Below are 18,837 nucleotides of genomic sequence, written 5' to 3' on the forward strand. Positions count from 1 at the left end.
ATTAAGAGACGCCTTGGTCTGCGCGCTGCCTGACTTTAGTGAAAATCTGTTGCAGGCGCGACTCTAGTGAGGCATCGATGACAGTGTCTGCGGTTCGCACAATGCACCCGCCACGACTGACGGCGCGGGAGGGTCTTATTTCCCAGGAGCGCGCTTTGAGTTCGTCAGCACAGTGGGTATTGATGATCTCAACGTCATCAGGATTCATGGTAATCTCGATATCTCCACCCAGGTGCAGATTCTCCTGCAGTAGCCCCTCTACGCAACGCCTAATGGTCTCAGGATTGAGCGCAATGCAATCCAGTGCCATGTGATTGCCAATAGCCAGTGATAGTTCGATTAACTCGTTGCTTATCGAGGCGCTAGCAGTATCTAGGGCGTTTCTGTATTCGTCGCGCATAGTTTGTAGGGGGCCAAATACCGATTGGCGTAGTCGTTCAAGCTCCTGTTCTGCTGCTGCCATGCCTTCTTTGAAGCCCACCGCATAGCCGTCGTCCCTGGCCATGTGATAGCCTTCTTCGTAGCCTTTGGCTTTGGCCTCTAATCTATTTTTCTCAAGTATGGCTGCGTCATCGGCCGAGGGCTCGTCATCAGTTTTCGCAGTTTCGATTGCGGCTTCGGCTGCGGGTTCTTCAGGCCGTGCAAGGCTGTCATTTGTGCCTCGGGGGGGATCGAGTAATTCCATTTCCCAGTGTTGCCAGGGCGCTGAGGCGGTAAGTAGTTCTGTGCGTTCATTCAACTCAGACATAGCTTTCGTCACCGTTGGACAATACTATCTCACCGGATTCAGCCAGGCGCCGAACCAACTGTAGGATATTCTTCTGCTCTTTCTCCACCGTAGATAGACGCATCGGGCCACGGGCTTCCATGTCCTCGATCAACATTTCGGAAGCCCGTTGAGACATATTGCGAGTAAATTTTTCGGTCACTGATGCCGGTGCACCCTTTAGCGCCACCGCCAAAGTCGCAGTATCTACTTCTTTTAGAACTATTTTGATCGCCGAGTCGTCGAGGAATTCAAGGCTTTCAAAAAGGAACATCTCGTCGATAATTTGCTGCATAAGCTCTTCGCTGTAGTCCTTTACGTTCTCGATTATGGATTCCTCTGTAGAAGAGTTCATCATATTGAGAATCTCGGCAGCGGTTTTGACACCGCCCATTTTGCTGCGCTTCAGATTCTGGCCTCGTAACATCGAACCGAGCACTTCGGTCAGTGTCTGTAACGCGGCGGGTTGTACACCACTGAAGGTGGCGATTCGCAGAACTATGTCGTTGCGTTCTTTCTCATCGAAAAGCTCAAGAATGTCTGCAGATTGTCGGCGATCAAGATGCACGAGAATGGTGGCAATAATTTGCGGGTGTTCTTCCTTGATCATTTCTGCAACGGTGGCAGGTTCAATCAGGTTCAAGGCCTCGATACCGTTATGAGTGTTCTTGGTCTCGGTTATGTCTTCGATCAGGCTGAGCGCTCGATCTGAACCCAGCACTTTCGTTAGTATGTCCTGTATATGGTCGGTAGAGGAGACCCCGAGTACGGCAAAGTCCTCGGATTCAGTAAAGAATTCATCTAGGACTTCGGCCACCTCGGTGTGTGATACCTGCGCGACGGACGCCATTTGTTGAGAGAGTTGTTGAATCTCAACGGCAGACATATGCTTGAGCACGTCAGCGGTACTCTCATTCTCGAGTGAAAGAAGTAATATGGCACTTTTCTGGAGTCCACTCATCGAAGAATGGGCGCTAGTTGCTGTCATGTTTCATCCAGTTTCTAACGATCATGGCAATCATTTTCGGATCTTCGCCACCCAAGCGCTGTAGCTCACGTAGCTGCTCTGCGTAACTGGCCGATCGGTCTACGCGCTTGAAGGGGATGGAAGCCGCAGGGTCTGTGGTATCGTCACCTACACCGCCTTCGCTTTTGTTCAATGCGCCTCCCTCAGCTAACGCGGGCGTAGTCTCCGGTGTAGCCTCTATCAGGTGCTTTTTCATTACCGGGCGCACAATCAGGCGGTAGCTAAGCGCTATCATAATGCCCGCGACCAGGTAGCGTAGGAAGCCGGCAAGCATGTCCAGGTTGGCGGGCTCTCGCCACCAGGGCGCCTCTTCCACGACCGGAACCTTAACGACTTTGAAGGCGCTGTTTACCACCTCAACACTGTCTCCCCGCTCGGGTGTGAATCCGACTGCCTGCTGGATCAGTCGTGTGATGTTGGTAAGTTCAGCCTCGCTAAGGGGTTCGTTCGTCTGCTCACCCTGGTCGTTGATACTTTGGCGATGATCTACGACAACGGCGACACTGAGCCTTTCCAGAGAACCACGCGGATGTTCGATATGGCGTACTGCACGATCCAGTTCGTAGTTCACAATATCGTCGCGTGACAGATTGGACTTGTTGGTATTCCGCCCGGCTGCTGCTTCGCCGAGGGCCTGGCCATCGGCAGCCTCCGGGTCAAGTTGCTCTGCGACGGGCGGCTCGAAAGTCGGTGCTATGTTAGATAATGCGCCCGGCACGCCCCGAGCGGCGTCTTCGTTACCTGAAAAATTGGTGCGAGTCTGACTACTGCGAATGGAGGCGCTGTCGCTGCTTTTGTTTGGGCTCCAGGCCTCGGTGGTCTCCTCGACGCGGGTGAAGTCGAGGCTGGCGCTAACCTGCACTTTGAAACTGCCCGTGCCAAGAATAGGCTCGAGAATATTCTGCACCCGCTGCTGGTAGCTCGACTCGACCGTGTGGGTATACTCCAGCTGGGTGTGCTTCAGGCCGTCAATGTCATCCTTGGGTGCTGATAGCAGCTCGCCTCGCTGGTCAACCACGGACACATCTTCCGCTTCCAGGTCGGCCACCGCACTTGCGATCATTAACGCAATGGCGTTCACCTGGCTCTCTGTCATTGTTCTGCCCGCGTGCAGATTGAGCACCGCTGAAGCTTTGGCAGGCTGGTTTTGGGAGACGAAAACGGAGCGTCGAGCCATGGCCAGGTGAATCCGCGCTGACTTGACGGGACTCAGCTGTTCTATGGATTGTGCTAGCTCACCTTCGAGGCCGCGCTGGAAATTGACCTGCTCGGCGAATTTGCTAATCCCGAAGGCTTGATTGTCCATGAGTTCGAAGCCGACTTTGCCGCTTCGGGGTAAGCCCTGTTCAGCTAGCTCCATCCTCAATCTGTAAACATGCTCGGCGGGGACCAGGATAGCACCGCCGCCTTGACTGATTTTGTAGTCAATGCCGCGCTGGTCCAGCGCTGCTATGAGCTCGCCGCCTTCGGCATCACTCAGATTACTGTAGAGCAACTGATAGCTTGTATTAGTCGCCCACAGCGCGGCCGCGATCATTACGGCAAGAAACGCGGCCGATACAATCAGTAGTGGAACTGTCGAATGATTGGCTGCAAGTCGCTCAAGCGTTGTTTGTGGTTTAGCGGGTGTGTCTTCGGGAATGACGGCCGGCAGTTGCGCCGCAGGAACCGGCGCGACAGAGACAGGGGTTGCGACAGTCGCTGTATCAGCCATGGAGCGATACCTGCCCGTACGCAAAATCACTGCCCTGCAGTGGTTTCAGTTTCTGCTCAGTACTCTGCGTTTCGCCCATGCCAACCTCAGCCTCTGGAAGTACGTCCGATACTCAGGCTTTTTGGTTGACCCGAAAATATCGCACGGTGAGATTATGGCAGGGCTGCCAATAGGCTAAAGCACAATAAAGTCGACTTTATTGCTGCTTATCGCCCGACTGCCCTCAATCTTTAGAAGCTAGTATGGAATTTGTTATTGTGCAGGGAGCACTGGTTATGGTGACGCCACCAGGCGCGCAGAAGGCGATGCTGTATCAAATGCAGCAGTTGTCCATTGAGGCCCGGCATGAGCCCGGCGAAGGTCATGGCGTCAGGCATTCCGTTGGCGAGGCAGGTTTCGCCGATGAGCTGCACAGCTCTCTGCTACGAATTAATCAGCTGCAGTCTACTGCCCGCGAACAGGCGATGGCTTTCCAGGCTGGCGATTCAGGCTACAGCCTGAATCAGGTTATGGTGAATTCGCAGAAAGCTTCCTTGGCCTTCGAAGCCGGAGTCCAGCTACGCAACAGGCTGCTCACCGCGTACAAGGAAATCATGAACATGCAGGTGTAGAGCATGCAGTGTGCGGGGGCGCCGGCAACGGCTACTAGTGCTATCAGGCCAATGGTGCTGCTAATCCATGTTTTCATCGTGCTAAATCCTCAGGCTATTTGATCAATAATTCAAACGCTCAGTTCTTCACGGTGCGCCGCAACACGCAACATTGCTTCACTGGGCATCTGGCGAGTAACTTCGCCGCTGTCGCTTTCGACGATCCGGATTCTCACCTGGTCACTGTTCTTAACCAGGTCGAACTGGAGAGTGTACGGGCGCATAACTCCGTTAATGCGCTGCAAGTCACGGTCGCTCAAGGGCGGGGGCTCTGTTCTCACAGCGAGCGCGCCATAGGCAGCACGATAAGATAGCGTGGCATCATCTATCATTCGCGCACCATAATGCCTGTTCTTACCCTCTGCCTGCGTGGTGCTGCGGCTGTTATCGGCGCTCATTGTCAATGGGCTGACTGTGATAGACATAGGCCTCTACTCACCCCCTTTTTTTGAGATACTCGTGCTCTTTGAACACTCACGCCTAGTCTATCGGCAGTAGAAATTTCGACTTTAGTACCTTGCCTTCAGGCAGGGTCGTGCGCATAGCTTTCCCAAAGCGAGCGCAAGGCAGCGCGATCGAGGTCTTCACGGACAGTAAACACACCCGCGGTTTCTACCCGCTCCACCAATTCTAGAAACTCTAGGATCGGGTGGTACTGTTCACGGTTCCAGAAATCATGAATGAATATTCTGGTGCTTGCGAGGTTCGTATTGTGGCGAAGAGTATGCTCTATCGCTCGTGCCGCGCAGGCGACCCGGAAGCGTCCATCGACCAGAATCAGGTCGAAGGGTTGCTGTAGCTGATGAATGGCGCGACTGTAATCGACGAACAGCTCCGCAAATTTGTTTGAGGTAGGCATACCCCACTCGCCGACCTCTCCGATATCGACTGCCACAAGGTGGCAGCGATCTCCCAGCTCGCGCGATAAGGCGTTAACCCACTGCGCATCGCTCTCAACGCCGTGGACTTCTAGACCAGCTGCTACTGCCCATACGGTGGAACCGCCAGAGCCAAACTCGAAGTAAGACTCGGCAGAAGACAGGCATCGGGCAAACAGCTCCCGTTCATCCCGCGACATATGTGGTGCGGTGGGGAGATTGAATTCTTTGTCCTGATTTTTGACAGTCCCGGGTCGCACAAAACTTTCCATGGGTGCCTGTTGCGGATTCTCCATGTGGGCAGCAGCGCGAATGTACCGCTGCGCGAGATCGGGATCAACGCGGTGGATTAACGATGCTGGTAAATCCCTAATATTGAACACATTGTGCAGTATAAAGCTCAGCGTCAGTAGCTGCTCGATCTGTAGCTTGGCAAGCCTGGCTTCACAGGGCACAAACAGCAAGTCCACCGAGTCTAACTGACTTGCCGGGAATGCGTTCTGTAGGCCATCGCAGGAACTCACTCGCTGTAAATCAGTAAGACAATGAAGGGTAAAGCCGGATTCCGCTGCGCTGGCGATCAAATGAGATAGATCCGGTTGGTGCAGGTAGCGCGGTTGGGTGGGGCAGCGAATTTGTAGAAGCAGAGTAGATTCCAGTGTTTTGCGCCCGTTCTCGAGGATGGTGAGCGGGTTTCCCGAGGTGTCCAGAATGAGCCAGTCAAGTTGGTTCATGCCCTCAATATCATCCAGCGCCAACGTACTAATAGGCAGGGTCGTAAGTACCTGTGCAGGGAGTTGCATGGCGCCCGGCAGGGCGTCGGCGGGTAGCGGCTTGCACACACTGCTCCACGCTGGGTCGATGCACGCGTGCAACACACTTGGTTTGCCGTCACCCAGTACCGTGTGCTGGAACACTTGCACATTTTCGCGGGTGCCATCGTCGTCACTGCGTGGCACGCGGCTGGCGGGATCGAAGCCTATAACCTGAAAGGCATTGGTGCTGGCCAGTGCGTCAAAACCTGGGTCAAGCAGTAGTTTGCTGCCGCAATCCATGACCACTATGTGGCGCTCCAGAGACCATACGAAGTCGGGCTGCACCATACTGTGATTGGGGTCTCTGGGGTTCGGCAGCTCGTTAATCCTGACGCTGGTGAACGTATCTTCATTGGCAAACTGCATTTGCCCGTTGGGGTTGAAAGACAAGGCAGCCGGGTTTTCGCCTGAGCAATGGCGTTGCCAGATTGCACGCAGCGCGCTATTCAGGTGACGCGCAAAGCGATGCGCGTCGCAGACGGGCGAGTGTTGCAATTGCTGTCGTAGTGAGCTGCGATAGTGCTCCAGTTTTGGGATATCATTGGCGAGGCCTATTGCGATTCGTCGATAGTCTTGCCAGTTTCTGGCCACAAGGTTAGCCAAGCCTGCATTGGTTAAGTGCGTTGCCGAGTGGCGCCCTGCGAAAGTAGGTCCAGGTAGAGTGATGACCGGCACGCCCATGAGTATGGCCTCGCAGGTCGTCAAACCTCCCGAGTAGGGCCAAGGGTCAAGCGCGATATCTACGCGATTGTAGGCCTCCAGAAGTTCAACGTGCGGCGATCGACCCTCAATATGAATCCGGTGCTCGTCAATGCCATGGTGCTTGAACATAGCCCGGACCCGTCCACATAACTCTTCAGAGCCGAATTGACTGCCCTTGAGGAACAATCGGCTGTGTTCCACAGCCAGCAACAGGCTGGCCCATTGTTCAATGAGCTGCGCATTGATTTTGGTGGGATTGTTGAAACACCCGAAAGTGATATACCCATTCTCGAGAGCTGGCACGGCGCCAATTGACGGGGTATCCCCTCTGGGGATGTAGCAAATGTAGTCATCGGGGAGACGTATCAGTTTCTCGGTGTAGAGGTGATCAACCCCTTCAGGCGTCTCTACGTGATCGGTGATCATGTAGTCCATGGCTGTCAGGCCAGTGGTATTGATTTGCCCGCCAACCCATTTGACTTGCAACGGCGCGGGTCGCATGGCGATGGTCTTGCAGCGATTGCCCTCGGTATGTCCACACAGGTCGATAAGGATATCTATCCGGTCCTCTGCAATGCGTTCTGCCAACTCCTCGTCGCTGAGCCTGATGACGGATCGCCATTCATCCGAGCGACGCTGGATGAGCTGTGTGTAGGGATCACACTTGTCATTCATGGTGTAACAGTAGAGCTCGATATCCTCCCTGGGCAGGAACTGAAGGCAGGAAGTGATCATCTGCCCCACTGGGTGAATTCGAAACCCTGCTGAAATCATGCCAACTCTAATACGGCGATCAGGGTTCTGGTCGACCGTCGCGCGTGGCACGGGAGCTTCTGTCGCAAACAGTGCATCCCAGTTGAGATGGGCCTGGTGAATAGTCTCAGCGCTCAGATGGGGGTTATAGTGCATTAACAACAAGTGATCGCTTGCCAGAAGGAAATTGGTCGGGTCCAGTTCACGGCTCGCCTGGATCTTGTTTTCTGCGTCCTCAAAGCGTCCCAGGTTGTAATAGGCGTTGCCCAGGCTGTGCAGCAATATCGCGTTGTCCGGCTCCAGCGCACACAAGCTCTCCAGCAGTTCCGCAGCTTCGCCATAGCGAATGGCGCGCAGCAGCAAATTGGCCTTCTTCTTGAGAAAGTCACGATGCTCAGGGTTGCAAAGCAGCGCGTTATCCAGCAGCTCTATGGCCGCGTCATACTGACTCTTGTCGGCCAGCTCCCGGCAAAGCCATAGCAGCGAAGAAGCGAAATCAGGCTCTATTTCCAGGGCCCGATGCATCAGTTTGATGGCTTCTTCAGTTCTGCCCTGAGCATGATACACCCTGGCAAGGCTGTTGCAGACTTCGGGATCTTCGCCTTGCAAGCTCGCGGCGCGGTTCAGTGCGCGTTCAGCTTCATCCAGCGCTCCGTTGCGCAGGAGGGATGATCCCAGTGCTTTCCAGGCGAAACGGCTGTCCGGATAGTGGGCGGCAAACGACTCGGCCAATTCGAGGCAGGATTGGTTATCGCCGGCCTGATGCAGGTCTACGTACTGCTGCTGTTTCTCTATAGGCACCTGGCCAAAGGCGACGTGGTTTACCTCTTGAAGCTTAAGGCGTGCCGATGGCGCGGAAAAAGGTGTGGCCTGGCTAGACTTTTTATGCATGTTCAGAATACCTCGGGATCATCGCGGTTTTACTTCAGTCTGCAGTGTAGGCAGGTTGAGCCGTTGCCAATGAGGTGAATAAGACGAACAAAAGGGCTCTTATCGTCAGACAAAAAAAGCCCCCAATAAAGGGGGCTTGGAATTACGGGCGATTTCCCAGGGGAAGGAAAGATAGGAGCCCGTTGACCTAGATGGGTGCAGTTCGCGTCCCCACGCTGACTGCGAGAATTCCACTATAGCCACACCTTGTCTTCTTCAAAGTGCGTATAAACAGAGGAAAAGTACGCTATTTCATCTTTATTATGATCCTACTCCCAAAAAACGCCCCATCAGGGGCGTTGAGTGGAGCCGCGTGACCACTATCCAAGCAGGCTGAGAACAGTCTGTGGGACCTGATTGGCCTGAGCGAGTACCGAGGTGCCTGCCTGTTGCAGGATCTGGGCTCGGGTCAGGTTTGATACTTCAACCGCATAGTCAGCGTCTTCGATTCGAGATCGTGCTGCAGACAGGTTGGTCGACGTCTCGGCGAGGTTGGTAATGGCTGATTCAAAGCGGTTCTGTGCTGCACCCAGTTCGGATCGTAATACGTCAACTTGAGTGAGCGCCGCGTCGAGCGTGGCAAGCGGGTCCGCGGTTAGCTGATTTCCCAGTGAAACCGTGCCATCAGTGGCTATTGTTGCTTCGTAGTAGGCGGTGTTACCGTCTGCGTCATTGCCACTCACCACGTAACCGCTGCCGTCCGAATACGCGTAGACATTGGGGTTGGTAAGTGCAGTGATGCCGCTGACGTCAACGCTCACAACGTCATTGTCGGTAATCTGAGTCAACTGGGCGCTCAAGGCTGAAACCGTTGTTGCGCCGCTGGTGATCGCATTGGTTCCAGATGTATAGCTAACCACCCCCGTGGTAAAGTTCACCGATGCGGTAAAGTAGTTGGCGCCGCTATCTAAGGTGACGTAGTAGTCACCCCCAACATCCTGATAAAGCGCCGGTGTTGCTGCAGAGTTGGTATCTGATACTACGCTTAAATCATCAACATTAATGGTAATGCCGTCGCCGACGAAGACACCATCGCCGGATGACACCGCGGTAATATCGCCGCTGCCGGTACCGAGATCACTTGCAGTTTTAGCTGTACCGGAACTATCGAAAGTCACCACGCCACTGGTGGTGTTGTAGTCGGCCACATAGCCTTGGCTGGTGGCCGCATCCCACACGTAGAAGCCATTGTCCGGGTCGTCACCTGCTACATAGATGTCATAGCTGGCGCTGGATCCGCCGTCTGCGAATGTCGCATTCTTCACGTCCAGCGTTTGGGTAATTTCCGTGGTTGCTGAGCTTGATAACTCGTTCGACAGCAATGTATTTTCGACCTGGAAACCCGATAGCCCCAGCGTGCTCGCTGACGTTTCCCGGAGGTTCATCGTAATAGCCTCGCCGTCATTCGCGCCAACCTGAATAGTGAAGGTGCCGTCGCCGGCAAGTACGTTGACGCCGTTGAACGAGGTTTCCGCTGAGATTCGATCAATCTCATCCAGGCGCGACTGGATCTCATTCTGAATTGATGTCAGGTCACTGGACGAGTTCGTCCCGTTGGCGGCCTGAACACTGAGTTCGCGAATGCGCTGTAGGTTGTCGTTAACCTGGTCCAGTGCACCCTCAGCCGTCTGGGAGATGGAAACACCGTCGTTTGCATTGCGTTGAGCCTGCATTAAGCCGGTAATTTGTGATGATATCCGGTTTGCGATGGCGAGGCCGGCTGCGTCGTCTTTGGCACTGTTAATTCTCAGTCCCGAAGACAGACGCTCCATGGCGGTTGATAAAGCGCTTTGCGAACTTCCCAAATTTTGTTGGGCGACCAGCGCGGTGATGTTCGTGTTGATGACTGACATGGTCGTATTCCTTTTCAGGTTTCTCGTTCATGAATGCCGAAGCGCTCGAGCTTGTGCCCCTGCATTGACGGCCGTTTTGCCGTTAGGCTGTGTTTCGGCCAGTCGCCAAAATCCTTTAGCATTGCAATAGCGGAAAATGTTCTATATTTCTCGCACATTGATTGTCGGATGCGCACGCAGCGGCAGAATAGTCGGGCTGACGTCGAGGTCGGAAATGGTTGAAGAACAGCCAACTGAGCAGGATCTACTTGAGGGGCGAGATGACATCTGGCAATGGCTGGAGGGCTTTGTTGGCGTAGGCGGCCTGTGGATCCGTCTTGACGCAAGCCCAAGTGAAGCTTGCCCAGTGGTGGTTGTGGGCTTAGACGAGGGCGATCAATTAGCGCTCGAAGTGGTCGATGCTAACTTGGCTGAGCGGGCACATTCTGCAGGGAGTTCCATCACCCTGTTTACCAACGAGGGTGTCAAGTACGCCCAGAGCAACTCACTTCATATAGAGCACTGTCACGTGCTGGAGAACGCCGCAACTGTCTACACAGGTTTGCCAGAGTGCATAGTGATTAACGCGAGGCGTGGCGAGTTTCATGCGAGGCTCAGAAAGGATCTCGATTGCCCCGTGACCATCAGCGGTCCTGGCTTGATCAGGCCGGTACAGGGTGAACTGGCGGACTTGTCGGTGGGAGGGTGCCGTGTTCACCTGTCCAGTCACGCCTGTTATATGCAGCCGGAATGCCCAGATTATTCAGTGGAAGTTGCGTTTCCCAGTGGCGAGTTGTTCCAATCCTCAGCTGAGGTTCGATATCTGGATCTGTCTGAAGAGAATTTCTCAGTCACAGCGGGATTTAAGTTTCATTCCTGTTCGGCGCAGCATGAGAGCCGGGTTTGGCAGCTGGTTCGTGACATTGAGCGGGAGAGTGCCCGGGCTGCCGACTCCGAGCGTGATTTTGAGCCATCCGAGTTGTTCAGGCCTGTTTCATCAGTCGACAATGAAGTACTTGACTCTAGGAAGCCGCTTTCCGCTGCAGCCGTTCGATTACGCCATATTGCAGATAGCCTTTGTTTTCAGTGGTACTACCTCAGGAGCGGTAAATCGCTGTCCATGGAAAGTTTGCTGTGGGCGGCAGAAGATCTGATTGTCCTTGCGGCAAGCGACGCCGAGGAGGCCCTGTTTGCCACTTTGGACGATCCAGGCCATCCAGCATTGATTTGGCATGACGTCTGCCTGGCAGTACGGATGGCCTGTGTTGCCCACCATTGCGGTTTGCCCGAGGGTGAGCTGAAAGCGGCGGTGGCCTGTGCGTTGGTTCACGACATAGGGTATCTGGTTAACGGCAGCTGCTCTTTGGAGCATGCATCTAGGCCGGTATACCAGGCTGAGGCCGTGGCTGTCATAAAGTCAGCTCTTGCACATTGCAATTGGATTCCCGATGCAACCGTTGAAGCCGTGCTGGATAGTGGGGCCTGTTCGCCACCGAACTGTTCCAGAACTCCCCTGGGGAAACTGGCGTTGCTACTGGGGCTGTTGGACTGGCAATGCCGCGATGTGGCCTACAAGACTGCGCAGCCCTGGAACTACGCTTTACAGCGCGTTTGCTCCGACTATCCGGATCTTGCCGACTGGGCTGATATCACTGTGGCTTGTTTTGGAAAGATGCCAGTGGCCAGTCGGGTCTGTGATCCTGATGACAAAAACTTCTGGGTGCGTGCCCTGGATGCCGATCAGCGTCCCGCCGTTATAGTGCCCTGTGGTAAGCGATGCCTCCCAAATCGAGAATCCTTGCAACGCCAAATGATGGAGCTGCAAACAAAGTCACTACGTGAGTTACTGGTGCCAGTTAATACTCACATCTAACGCCGGGCTTAAGTTCTACCTCGCAAGGGCCGATACAGTCTGTGTGCCTGGCGCCCTTATTTCAAAGTTACCTGAGTCCATGGCACGACTGACGACGGCGTGGAGTTGAATTATGCCCACAATTAGTGCACTTGGTATCGGCTCTGGTCTGGATTTGAATGGCTTGCTGGATCAGCTAAACAGTGCTGAACGCGAGAAGCTTGTTCCGATCGTGGACAAGCAGCGCTCGTTCGAAGCTAAGCTCTCTGCGCTAGGACAATTCCGATCAGCGCTGGAGTCATTTCAGGACAAAGTCGATCAACTTTCGGACGGTACGGCATTTCAGTCGGTGACAAGTTCGTCGACAAGTGAAGGCATCAGCGTAGCTGCCACTCGCGATGCGGTGCCAGGGCAATACAATATCGATGTTACCCAGCTGGCTGGCACATACAGTATCGCGACAACGGGTCTGGATGCCCGTGACGAGTATCTTGGTGCTGGCACTATTACGATTACCCTTGCCAACAATACCAGCGTTGAAGTTGATATCGATAGCGAGGCAAGCACATTGAATGATGTGCGTGATGCGATCAACAAGAGTGGGATCGATATACAAGCCAGTGTTGTCAATGACGGTAGTGATGCGCCCTACCGTCTGTCCATAGGCTCAGTTGAAGCTGGCGAGGATGCTGCCATTACGAATATCGACTTCGGCGCGCTGGCGGGTTCGCTGGTGCTGGATGACGCCACCGAAGTGCAGGGGCAGAACGCACAACTCACTGTTAATGGCATTGATATCGTCAGCCAGACAAATCAGGTCGAAGGCGCTCTCGAAGGGCTGACTTTGGCATTGCTAGAGGAGGGCGAGGTCGGTGTTCGAATTGATGTTGATGATGAAACCATTCGTTCCGGTGTCGCTGAATTTGTCGAAGCCTATAACCGGCTGCAGACAGAGATCGATAACCTGACGAGATATGAACCTGAAAGTGGTGTGTCGGGTGCGCTGCTTGGAGACTCCACCCTGCGTTCGGTTCAAGTGCAATTGCGCGGCATCTTTACCACTGGGCGTCCCGGAGGTGAGCTGGTCCAGTTAAGCGATAGTGGTATTGCACTGCAGTTAGATGGAACGCTTGAGGTCGATGAAGACATGCTGTCTGACATAGTCGAGGAGCAGTTGGCCGAATTGTCAGCATTCTTCGCCGGCGATGACAGTGGTGATGGTATTGCCGAAAAATTGTCAGCGGCCTTGAAAGCACTGCTGGATTCGGATGGCATTATCAGCAGTGCAAGCGATAGCCTGGATCGCCGTATTGACGCACTCGATCAGCGTCAAGAGCGGGTTGAGGCGAGTATTGATCGAACAGTAGAACGCTATCGCAAGCAGTTTTCCCAGCTGGACATTCTGGTGGGTAACCTGAATTCAACGAGTGCGTACGTAGCGCAGCAATTTGACATTCTCAACGCCCAGTTGTCGCAGCGCGTATAGCGAGCTGAATAGAGACATGGGGCTCGGAGTGTTTGAGCAATGGAGAGTAGAGAAGTGTATGGTCAACAACACATAGTTCCGGGTAATTCGGGTGCAGGCGCCTACGCTAGAGTAGGGCTAGAGAGTGGGGTAATGTCGGCAGACCCACACCAGCTCATTGTTCTGCTCTTTGACGGCGCTGAAAGCTGTATCCGCAATGCGCGCATTCATGTCGAAATGGGTGCGATCGCCGAACGCGGCCGGTCTATTTCGCGAGCGGTCGATATCATAAACCAAGGGTTGTTGGCGGCACTTGATATGGAGCGCGGTGGAGAGATATCCGCCAATCTGGCAAGAATCTACGACTACATTATAAGGTTGCTGCTGGAGGCTAACGTTCGTGTCGACGTGACGCTTCTCGATCAGGCAGAGCACCTGCTTCAGGAAATCAGTTCGGCCTGGCGAGAATTGGCTGTTACGTTACGCAAGGAGTGACTCTATGCGCTGTGAACTTGTAAATGACGCCGGAATATCCGAACCACTCTTGCCTTACGACGATCTGATGGCGAGTGCCCGCAGGATGCTACGGCAGGCGCGAGCTTCCCAATGGTCCAGTCTGGCCACCGAACAGCTGGAGTTCTGTAAAGCCTGGGAGCGTTTGGAACGTTCTGGTGTTAATGCGTGCCTGAATGAGCCGCAAGTCGCCCAGCGTGATCGCCTAATCCATGAAGTTGACGTTCAGGTGGATGAAGTCTGGCGGCTATTAAATGAGCGTCAACTCGAGCTGAGCCGCGAACTGTCTCGTCAGGGTGCCTCCTTGTTGCCGGAATTCTGCGTAACCAAGAAGGCCGGTTTTGCTCATGACGGGCTCTCCGGACGAGTACCGTGCTAAACCAGATTGGTGTGCTCATTGAGTCTGTTGCAAGATTTGGCGCCGTAGACAGGCTCAGGGTATCTCGAGTGGAGCCAGTCCGAAGTGCGGCTGACAAGCCGACCGATCAGTTGGCAAGCCGTACCAGCAATGCCCATAAGACCAATTCTATTGCCCATTTGAGCGCCCCGGCGAGATTGCTGGCAGGTATACTCGGGTCAGATCCTCCTGAGGCGCGCGCGATGATCCGGGCGGTAGGCCATCTAACCCAGGATGGAATAGCAAGCCCAGAGGCGGGCACATTGATAGCTGTGCGCTTGCAGAGGAGCATATGCTCCAGTGGACTTTTCTACGAATCCCACTTACGCCAGTGGATTCATGGGCGGCTCACACTGGAAACGCTATTGCGGGAGCCACAGGTTCGGATGTGGCGGCACGACCAGGCTGATTTGCCACCCCTGCGTTCCCTGGTGCGGCAGCAAGTCGATCTCCTCTCCAGGCCGGTGTTAACGTGGGAGGGTGAGCTGATGCCGGCGATTCCCCTGACGCTCAATGTCGACTGGCTGTCGTCGCCCCGTGGGCGCAGCGCGCCTCGCGAAGGCTACGATGGAACGTCAGATGCTGAGCCTCTGACGCGTTGCCGAACTCGCATTCAGATTGTGTTGCCTGCCCTGGGTAAAGTAACTGCGACACTTGTGGATGGCCCACGTGGCTTCTCATTTGATCTGCAATGTGCCAGTCAGCGCGGCCTAAGGGCCTTACGTTCACTTTCCGAGGTCTGGCGGTGTCAAGTGCAGCACAAGCTCGCCACCGAGGTGGCTGTGATGATCAACCGGTCTGATATCAGTGCAGCATCCAGATAACAAGACTCATTCGCTTAAATCCAGTGCTGTGGCGCTGAGGTATAAAGTGTCCGACGATCCTGCGCCTCGTGTTGTTGCGCGCGGATATGGCGCTATTGCTGAGCGAATTATCGAAGAAGCGAAGTCGCATGATGTATTTGTGCACGACTCACCTGAGCTTGTCGCTCTGCTTATGCAAATCGATCTCGATGAATATATTCCGCCGCACATGTATACCGCAATCGCAGAGCTGCTCGTTTGGCTGTCTGCTGTTGATAAGAAAGTCGCTGATGAGCGCTGATAATAGAAATTTGAGTAAGCCAGGACATCGGATTATTTGTAGTGTATTTACGCTCTCAAGACATTTATTTCGAAAAATTCACGATTTCGCTCAGCATATCTGATGCTCTGCTATACTGAATCGAGTTTGTTCGTGGTCTCCGCGGGGGCTCACCGCGGTTGCCAAATAGTTTCCATACTCGCACGCGTAGTTTTCGGCTGCGCGATCAAGGATAGACGCGGCTATGATTAACAGAGACACGCTTGATGAAATTCAGGAGATGAACATGACATATCTTCTTCTGGCCAAGCAGCTCCTCAGCGATGATCGCGCTGCGGCTATATTTCGTTTAGGCATTTCTGAAGATGTGGCTGACTATATTCAATCTCTCCCGTCTCGCAAGCTGGTTCAGATCGCCAGAAGTAGCCAGGTGATCTGCGCTCTGCGTTTCTCTGAGGTTAGAGAGTTGGAAGTAACGCTGGCCACCCGGCGTGATCACATTGAAACACCCAGTCACCAGGCCATTCTGCTGGCCTCTAAGCTAGCGAATGCAGTGGAACAGTGAGGGTTTCAATCATTACGGAGCGATGCAATGACGACTCGTAATATTGTCGAGGAGTCACGGCAGGTTCAGCTCTGTATTGACCTCATTGAATTGGGGGCGCGCCTGCAGGTTTTGGAGGTGGAAACTGATCTGAGTCGCGGTAGACTGCTTAAGTTATATAAAGAAGTCAGGGGTGAGTCACCGCCGCGTGGGATGCTGCCTTACTCCATCGATTGGTTCCTGACTTGGATGCCGAATATCCATTCATCACTGTTCTACAATATTTACCGGGCGCTGTCGCAGGGGCCCGGTAGCGAGCGCATCAATAACTTTATTGGCGCCTACTCGCTCTACAAAGAGCAGCTCTTACTAGATGAGATGGAACCAGTGCTTACACTAACGCGGGCCTGGACTTTGCTGCGCTTCTGCGAAAGTGGCGTGCTGGACACCTGCTGCTGTGAGAAGTGTGGTGTGGATTTTGTGCGACACCCCCAGGATCTGCATACCGGATTTGTCTGTGGTATATGCCAGCCGCCATCCCGCGCCGGTAAAACGCTGGATCGTTCCTGACCGCTATTTTTGTCCGGCCTGGTCGAGCCAATAGACGTTGCTCGATTCTTGCTGTAGCAGCGGTTGTTCGAATGCCCTCAACCATTCCAGCAGGCTATCTGCCGCAATCGGTTTTTGAATGCCGTAGCCCTGACCGAGCTCGCAGCCCATGTCGAGAAGCATCTTGGCGTGTTCGTCAGTTTCGACACCCTCTGCGACAACAGTGTGATGCAGCTTGCACGCCATACTGATTATTGCCTTTACGAGATGCCGGCTCTCCGTCGATGACAGGATGTCGATGATAAACGACTTGTCTATCTTAAGTGTATCTGCCGGAATGCGCTTCAGATAGGTTAGTGAAGAGTAGCCGGTGCCGAAGTCATCCAGAGCGACAGTAATACCCATATTCTGAACTTCGCGCACGATACTACAGGCTCTTTCTATATCCGTCAGAGCTGCTGATTCCAGAATCTCTATTTCGAGCAAAGCGGGGCTGACCCTAGGGTGACGCGCCAGAAGCGCTTCCAGATCGCTCACAAAGTGATCACTCTGAATGTAGCCTGCATCGATATTGACGCTGATCTGCAATGGATAGCCATGCCGGGAGAATCGCTCAATCTGTAGCATGACCGCTTCCATGACCCATCGATCTACTTCAATAGCTTGATCTGTGCCACTGACCAGGGGCAGGAACTGATCCGGGAAAACCAGACCGTCCTCAGGATGCTCCCATCGCAGCAGTGCCTCCGCGCCTAGCACCTGGCCGCTTCGCATATTGACGAGTGGTTGTAGGTGAATACATAGCTCATTGTTTTCTAGTGCGTATCTAAGACGCTCCAATCGGCGTCGATTACCATCCTCGATGCGGTGGCGCTCCGCATCGAACAATTCGATGCGATCGCGCCCCTTGTCTTTGGCTTGGTACATAGCTTGGTGAGCGTGCCGCACCAGTACCTCGCCGCTGACGTCGGCGGAAGGGTAGAACGAAGCGCCGATGCTGGCTGTGAGGTAGATTTTATGTCGATTGCTTAGCTGATAGGTGCCGCGAATCGACATCAGCAGGCGTTTACCGTAGGCCATGACCATTTCCGGGCTTTCGACGCCAGCTAGTACAAGGGCGAATTCATCCCCACCAAGCCTCGCTATGTAGTCAATCGTTCGCGACTGTGAGCGAAGCCGGTTGGCCACTGCGATCAGTAGTTCGTCGCTAATGGTCTTGCCGAATCGTTCGTGGACACCCTGGTAGCAATCCAGGTCGATGTAGCAAACTGCTAGGTGACGGTTGAACACGTTGGCGCGCGCGAGGTTAGAGCGTAGATGGGCAAGAATGCCCTCGCGGTTACCCAGTCCGGTGAGGGAATCTGTATCAGATTCGCGGTCGATCGCCGCGGCTTCTGGGGCGCGACATGCAAGATCGGAGAGTAACGCGATGTACCGTGCGTTTTTACCAACGTCCGGCTCAAACTTAACGATTCTTTCCTCTGCGAGGAATACTTCACCTTCACGCGTGCGGTTCCAGGTGCGGCCGTACCAATTGTCTTTGCGCCGCAGCGCGCTGCGAATACTTGCGGCACATTTTCGGTCTTCTGGATCTGCGCGAAATCGCTGTATGGGCTGACCGAGTGCGCTGGCACGGCTGCTACCAATGAGCGAGAGAAAGGCAGGATTCACGTCTATAATGGTAAATTGCTCATCCAGAAGGACCAGTGCGTCGTGATGCTTGTCCCACATTGTCTCTGCAAACTGGATCTTCCGCTTTAAGTGATGGAGGTGGGTTATGTCTCTGGTCATTATTCTCAGTAGTTCCAAACCCTCGCGATTGGATTCCGCAGGTTCGATCTGAATATATTTCTCGTGGCCGTCTCCACAGCATATAACGAATTCCTGGGGCTCTAGCAGCGGTTCTTTCACAGCACGTTGGATTGTCGTCCAGAGTGACGTGGTATTGGATTGTTCCAGGTTGTTGGCGAGTATGCTTGGCGAAATCCACCCTGTCCGGGTGACTCCGAGGTGCTGACGAGCCAGGCTATTTACCATGAAGCCATCGACATCGCTATCATAGAAGATCACGCCAATTCCTGCAGTTTTCAGGCAAGGGTCATCGAGCAGTGCTGCTTTCGTGGTGGTAGATGCGTCGCCCGGATGGCCATCCAGTGGCAGGATTACCGGCAACGAATTGCCCAACAGGGTAGCGCCAAGCAGCAGAATCGCCAGAACAGGCAGGCTGATGGCCGGTGAATTGATAAGACCTGAGGTCGCCAGGTATATGGCACTAAATCCACCAATCATCAGTAGCAGGGCGGCGAGTGATACTCTAAGACTGCCGCTAACCCCATGATTCAGCCGGGCTATTTGCTGCGCTGTGGG

15 protein-coding genes are annotated in these 18,837 nt (G+C 54.1%); 8 read left to right on the plus strand and 7 right to left on the minus strand.

Annotation, left to right across the window (positions count from 1 at the left end):
• Position 1 precedes the first annotated feature (1 nt).
• The 3 genes from BST95_RS07395 to fliF are packed head-to-tail and all read right to left on the minus strand — an operon-like array spanning position 2 to position 3,507.
• Complete coding sequence (locus tag BST95_RS07395) at positions 2-748, minus strand: FliH/SctL family protein (RefSeq protein ID WP_084198735.1); 747 nt, start codon at positions 746-748, stop codon at positions 2-4.
• The gene (gene fliG, locus BST95_RS07400; RefSeq protein ID WP_205737344.1) at positions 741-1,754 is read right to left on the minus strand and encodes a flagellar motor switch protein FliG; all 1,014 of its coding nucleotides are present in this window, start codon (positions 1,752-1,754) and stop codon (positions 741-743) included. The genes BST95_RS07395 and fliG overlap by 8 nt, the downstream gene beginning before the upstream one ends.
• Entirely contained in the window at positions 1,741-3,507 is a 1,767-nt protein-coding gene (fliF, locus tag BST95_RS07405; protein WP_084198737.1) for a flagellar basal-body MS-ring/collar protein FliF, read from the minus strand. Before fliF ends, fliG begins: the two co-directional genes overlap by 14 nt.
• Positions 3,508-3,749: 242 nt before the next feature.
• Between fliF and fliE the strand changes: the two genes are divergently transcribed.
• Positions 3,750-4,118: a flagellar hook-basal body complex protein FliE gene (fliE, locus tag BST95_RS07415; protein WP_205737345.1), complete on the plus strand. Its 369-nt coding sequence runs from the start codon at positions 3,750-3,752 to the stop codon at positions 4,116-4,118.
• 110 nt (positions 4,119-4,228) lie between these two features.
• On the opposite strand, the gene BST95_RS19930 is transcribed toward fliE, so the two are convergent.
• From BST95_RS19930 to BST95_RS07430, 3 genes are all read right to left on the minus strand, one after another.
• On the minus strand, positions 4,229-4,417 hold the full coding sequence (locus BST95_RS19930; protein ID WP_169843877.1) for a flagellar protein FlaG: 189 nt from the start codon (positions 4,415-4,417) through the stop codon (positions 4,229-4,231).
• A gap of 263 nt (positions 4,418-4,680) precedes the next feature.
• The gene (locus BST95_RS07425) at positions 4,681-8,196 is read right to left on the minus strand and encodes an O-linked N-acetylglucosamine transferase, SPINDLY family protein (protein WP_084198740.1); all 3,516 of its coding nucleotides are present in this window, start codon (positions 8,194-8,196) and stop codon (positions 4,681-4,683) included.
• 359 nt (positions 8,197-8,555) lie between these two features.
• Entirely contained in the window at positions 8,556-10,088 is a 1,533-nt protein-coding gene (locus BST95_RS07430) for a flagellin N-terminal helical domain-containing protein (protein ID WP_084198741.1), read from the minus strand.
• 214 nt (positions 10,089-10,302) lie between these two features.
• Between BST95_RS07430 and BST95_RS07435 the strand changes: the two genes are divergently transcribed.
• The 7 genes from BST95_RS07435 to flhC all read left to right on the plus strand — a co-directional run bounded on the left by BST95_RS07435 (position 10,303) and on the right by flhC (position 16,491).
• Positions 10,303-11,940 carry a PilZ domain-containing protein gene (locus BST95_RS07435; protein ID WP_084198742.1) on the plus strand — a complete coding sequence of 546 codons (1,638 nt, stop codon included), beginning with the start codon at positions 10,303-10,305 and terminating at the stop codon, positions 11,938-11,940.
• A gap of 112 nt (positions 11,941-12,052) precedes the next feature.
• On the plus strand, positions 12,053-13,405 hold the full coding sequence (fliD, locus tag BST95_RS07440; protein WP_084198743.1) for a flagellar filament capping protein FliD: 1,353 nt from the start codon (positions 12,053-12,055) through the stop codon (positions 13,403-13,405).
• Between the two features lie 39 nt (positions 13,406-13,444).
• The gene (fliS, locus tag BST95_RS07445) at positions 13,445-13,879 is read left to right on the plus strand and encodes a flagellar export chaperone FliS (RefSeq protein ID WP_084198744.1); all 435 of its coding nucleotides are present in this window, start codon (positions 13,445-13,447) and stop codon (positions 13,877-13,879) included.
• Positions 13,880-13,883: 4 nt separating this feature from the next.
• Complete coding sequence (locus BST95_RS07450) at positions 13,884-14,276, plus strand: flagellar protein FliT (protein WP_084198745.1); 393 nt, start codon at positions 13,884-13,886, stop codon at positions 14,274-14,276.
• An 870-nt stretch (positions 14,277-15,146) separates the two neighbouring features.
• On the plus strand, positions 15,147-15,398 hold the full coding sequence (locus tag BST95_RS07460) for an EscU/YscU/HrcU family type III secretion system export apparatus switch protein (protein WP_276205934.1): 252 nt from the start codon (positions 15,147-15,149) through the stop codon (positions 15,396-15,398).
• Positions 15,399-15,621: 223 nt separating this feature from the next.
• Positions 15,622-15,942 carry a flagellar transcriptional regulator FlhD gene (gene flhD, locus BST95_RS07465; protein WP_084198747.1) on the plus strand — a complete coding sequence of 107 codons (321 nt, stop codon included), beginning with the start codon at positions 15,622-15,624 and terminating at the stop codon, positions 15,940-15,942.
• A gap of 27 nt (positions 15,943-15,969) precedes the next feature.
• Entirely contained in the window at positions 15,970-16,491 is a 522-nt protein-coding gene (gene flhC / locus BST95_RS07470) for a flagellar transcriptional regulator FlhC (protein WP_066057726.1), read from the plus strand.
• 3 nt (positions 16,492-16,494) lie between these two features.
• On the opposite strand, the gene BST95_RS07475 is transcribed toward flhC, so the two are convergent.
• Positions 16,495-18,654 (minus strand): putative bifunctional diguanylate cyclase/phosphodiesterase, encoded by a 2,160-nt coding sequence (locus BST95_RS07475; RefSeq protein WP_169843878.1) that lies wholly within the window; start codon positions 18,652-18,654, stop codon positions 16,495-16,497.
• Positions 18,655-18,837 lie beyond the last annotated feature (183 nt).

Source organism: Halioglobus japonicus (assembly GCF_001983995.1).
In the GTDB taxonomy this organism is placed as follows: Bacteria; Pseudomonadota; Gammaproteobacteria; order Pseudomonadales; family Halieaceae; genus Halioglobus; species Halioglobus japonicus.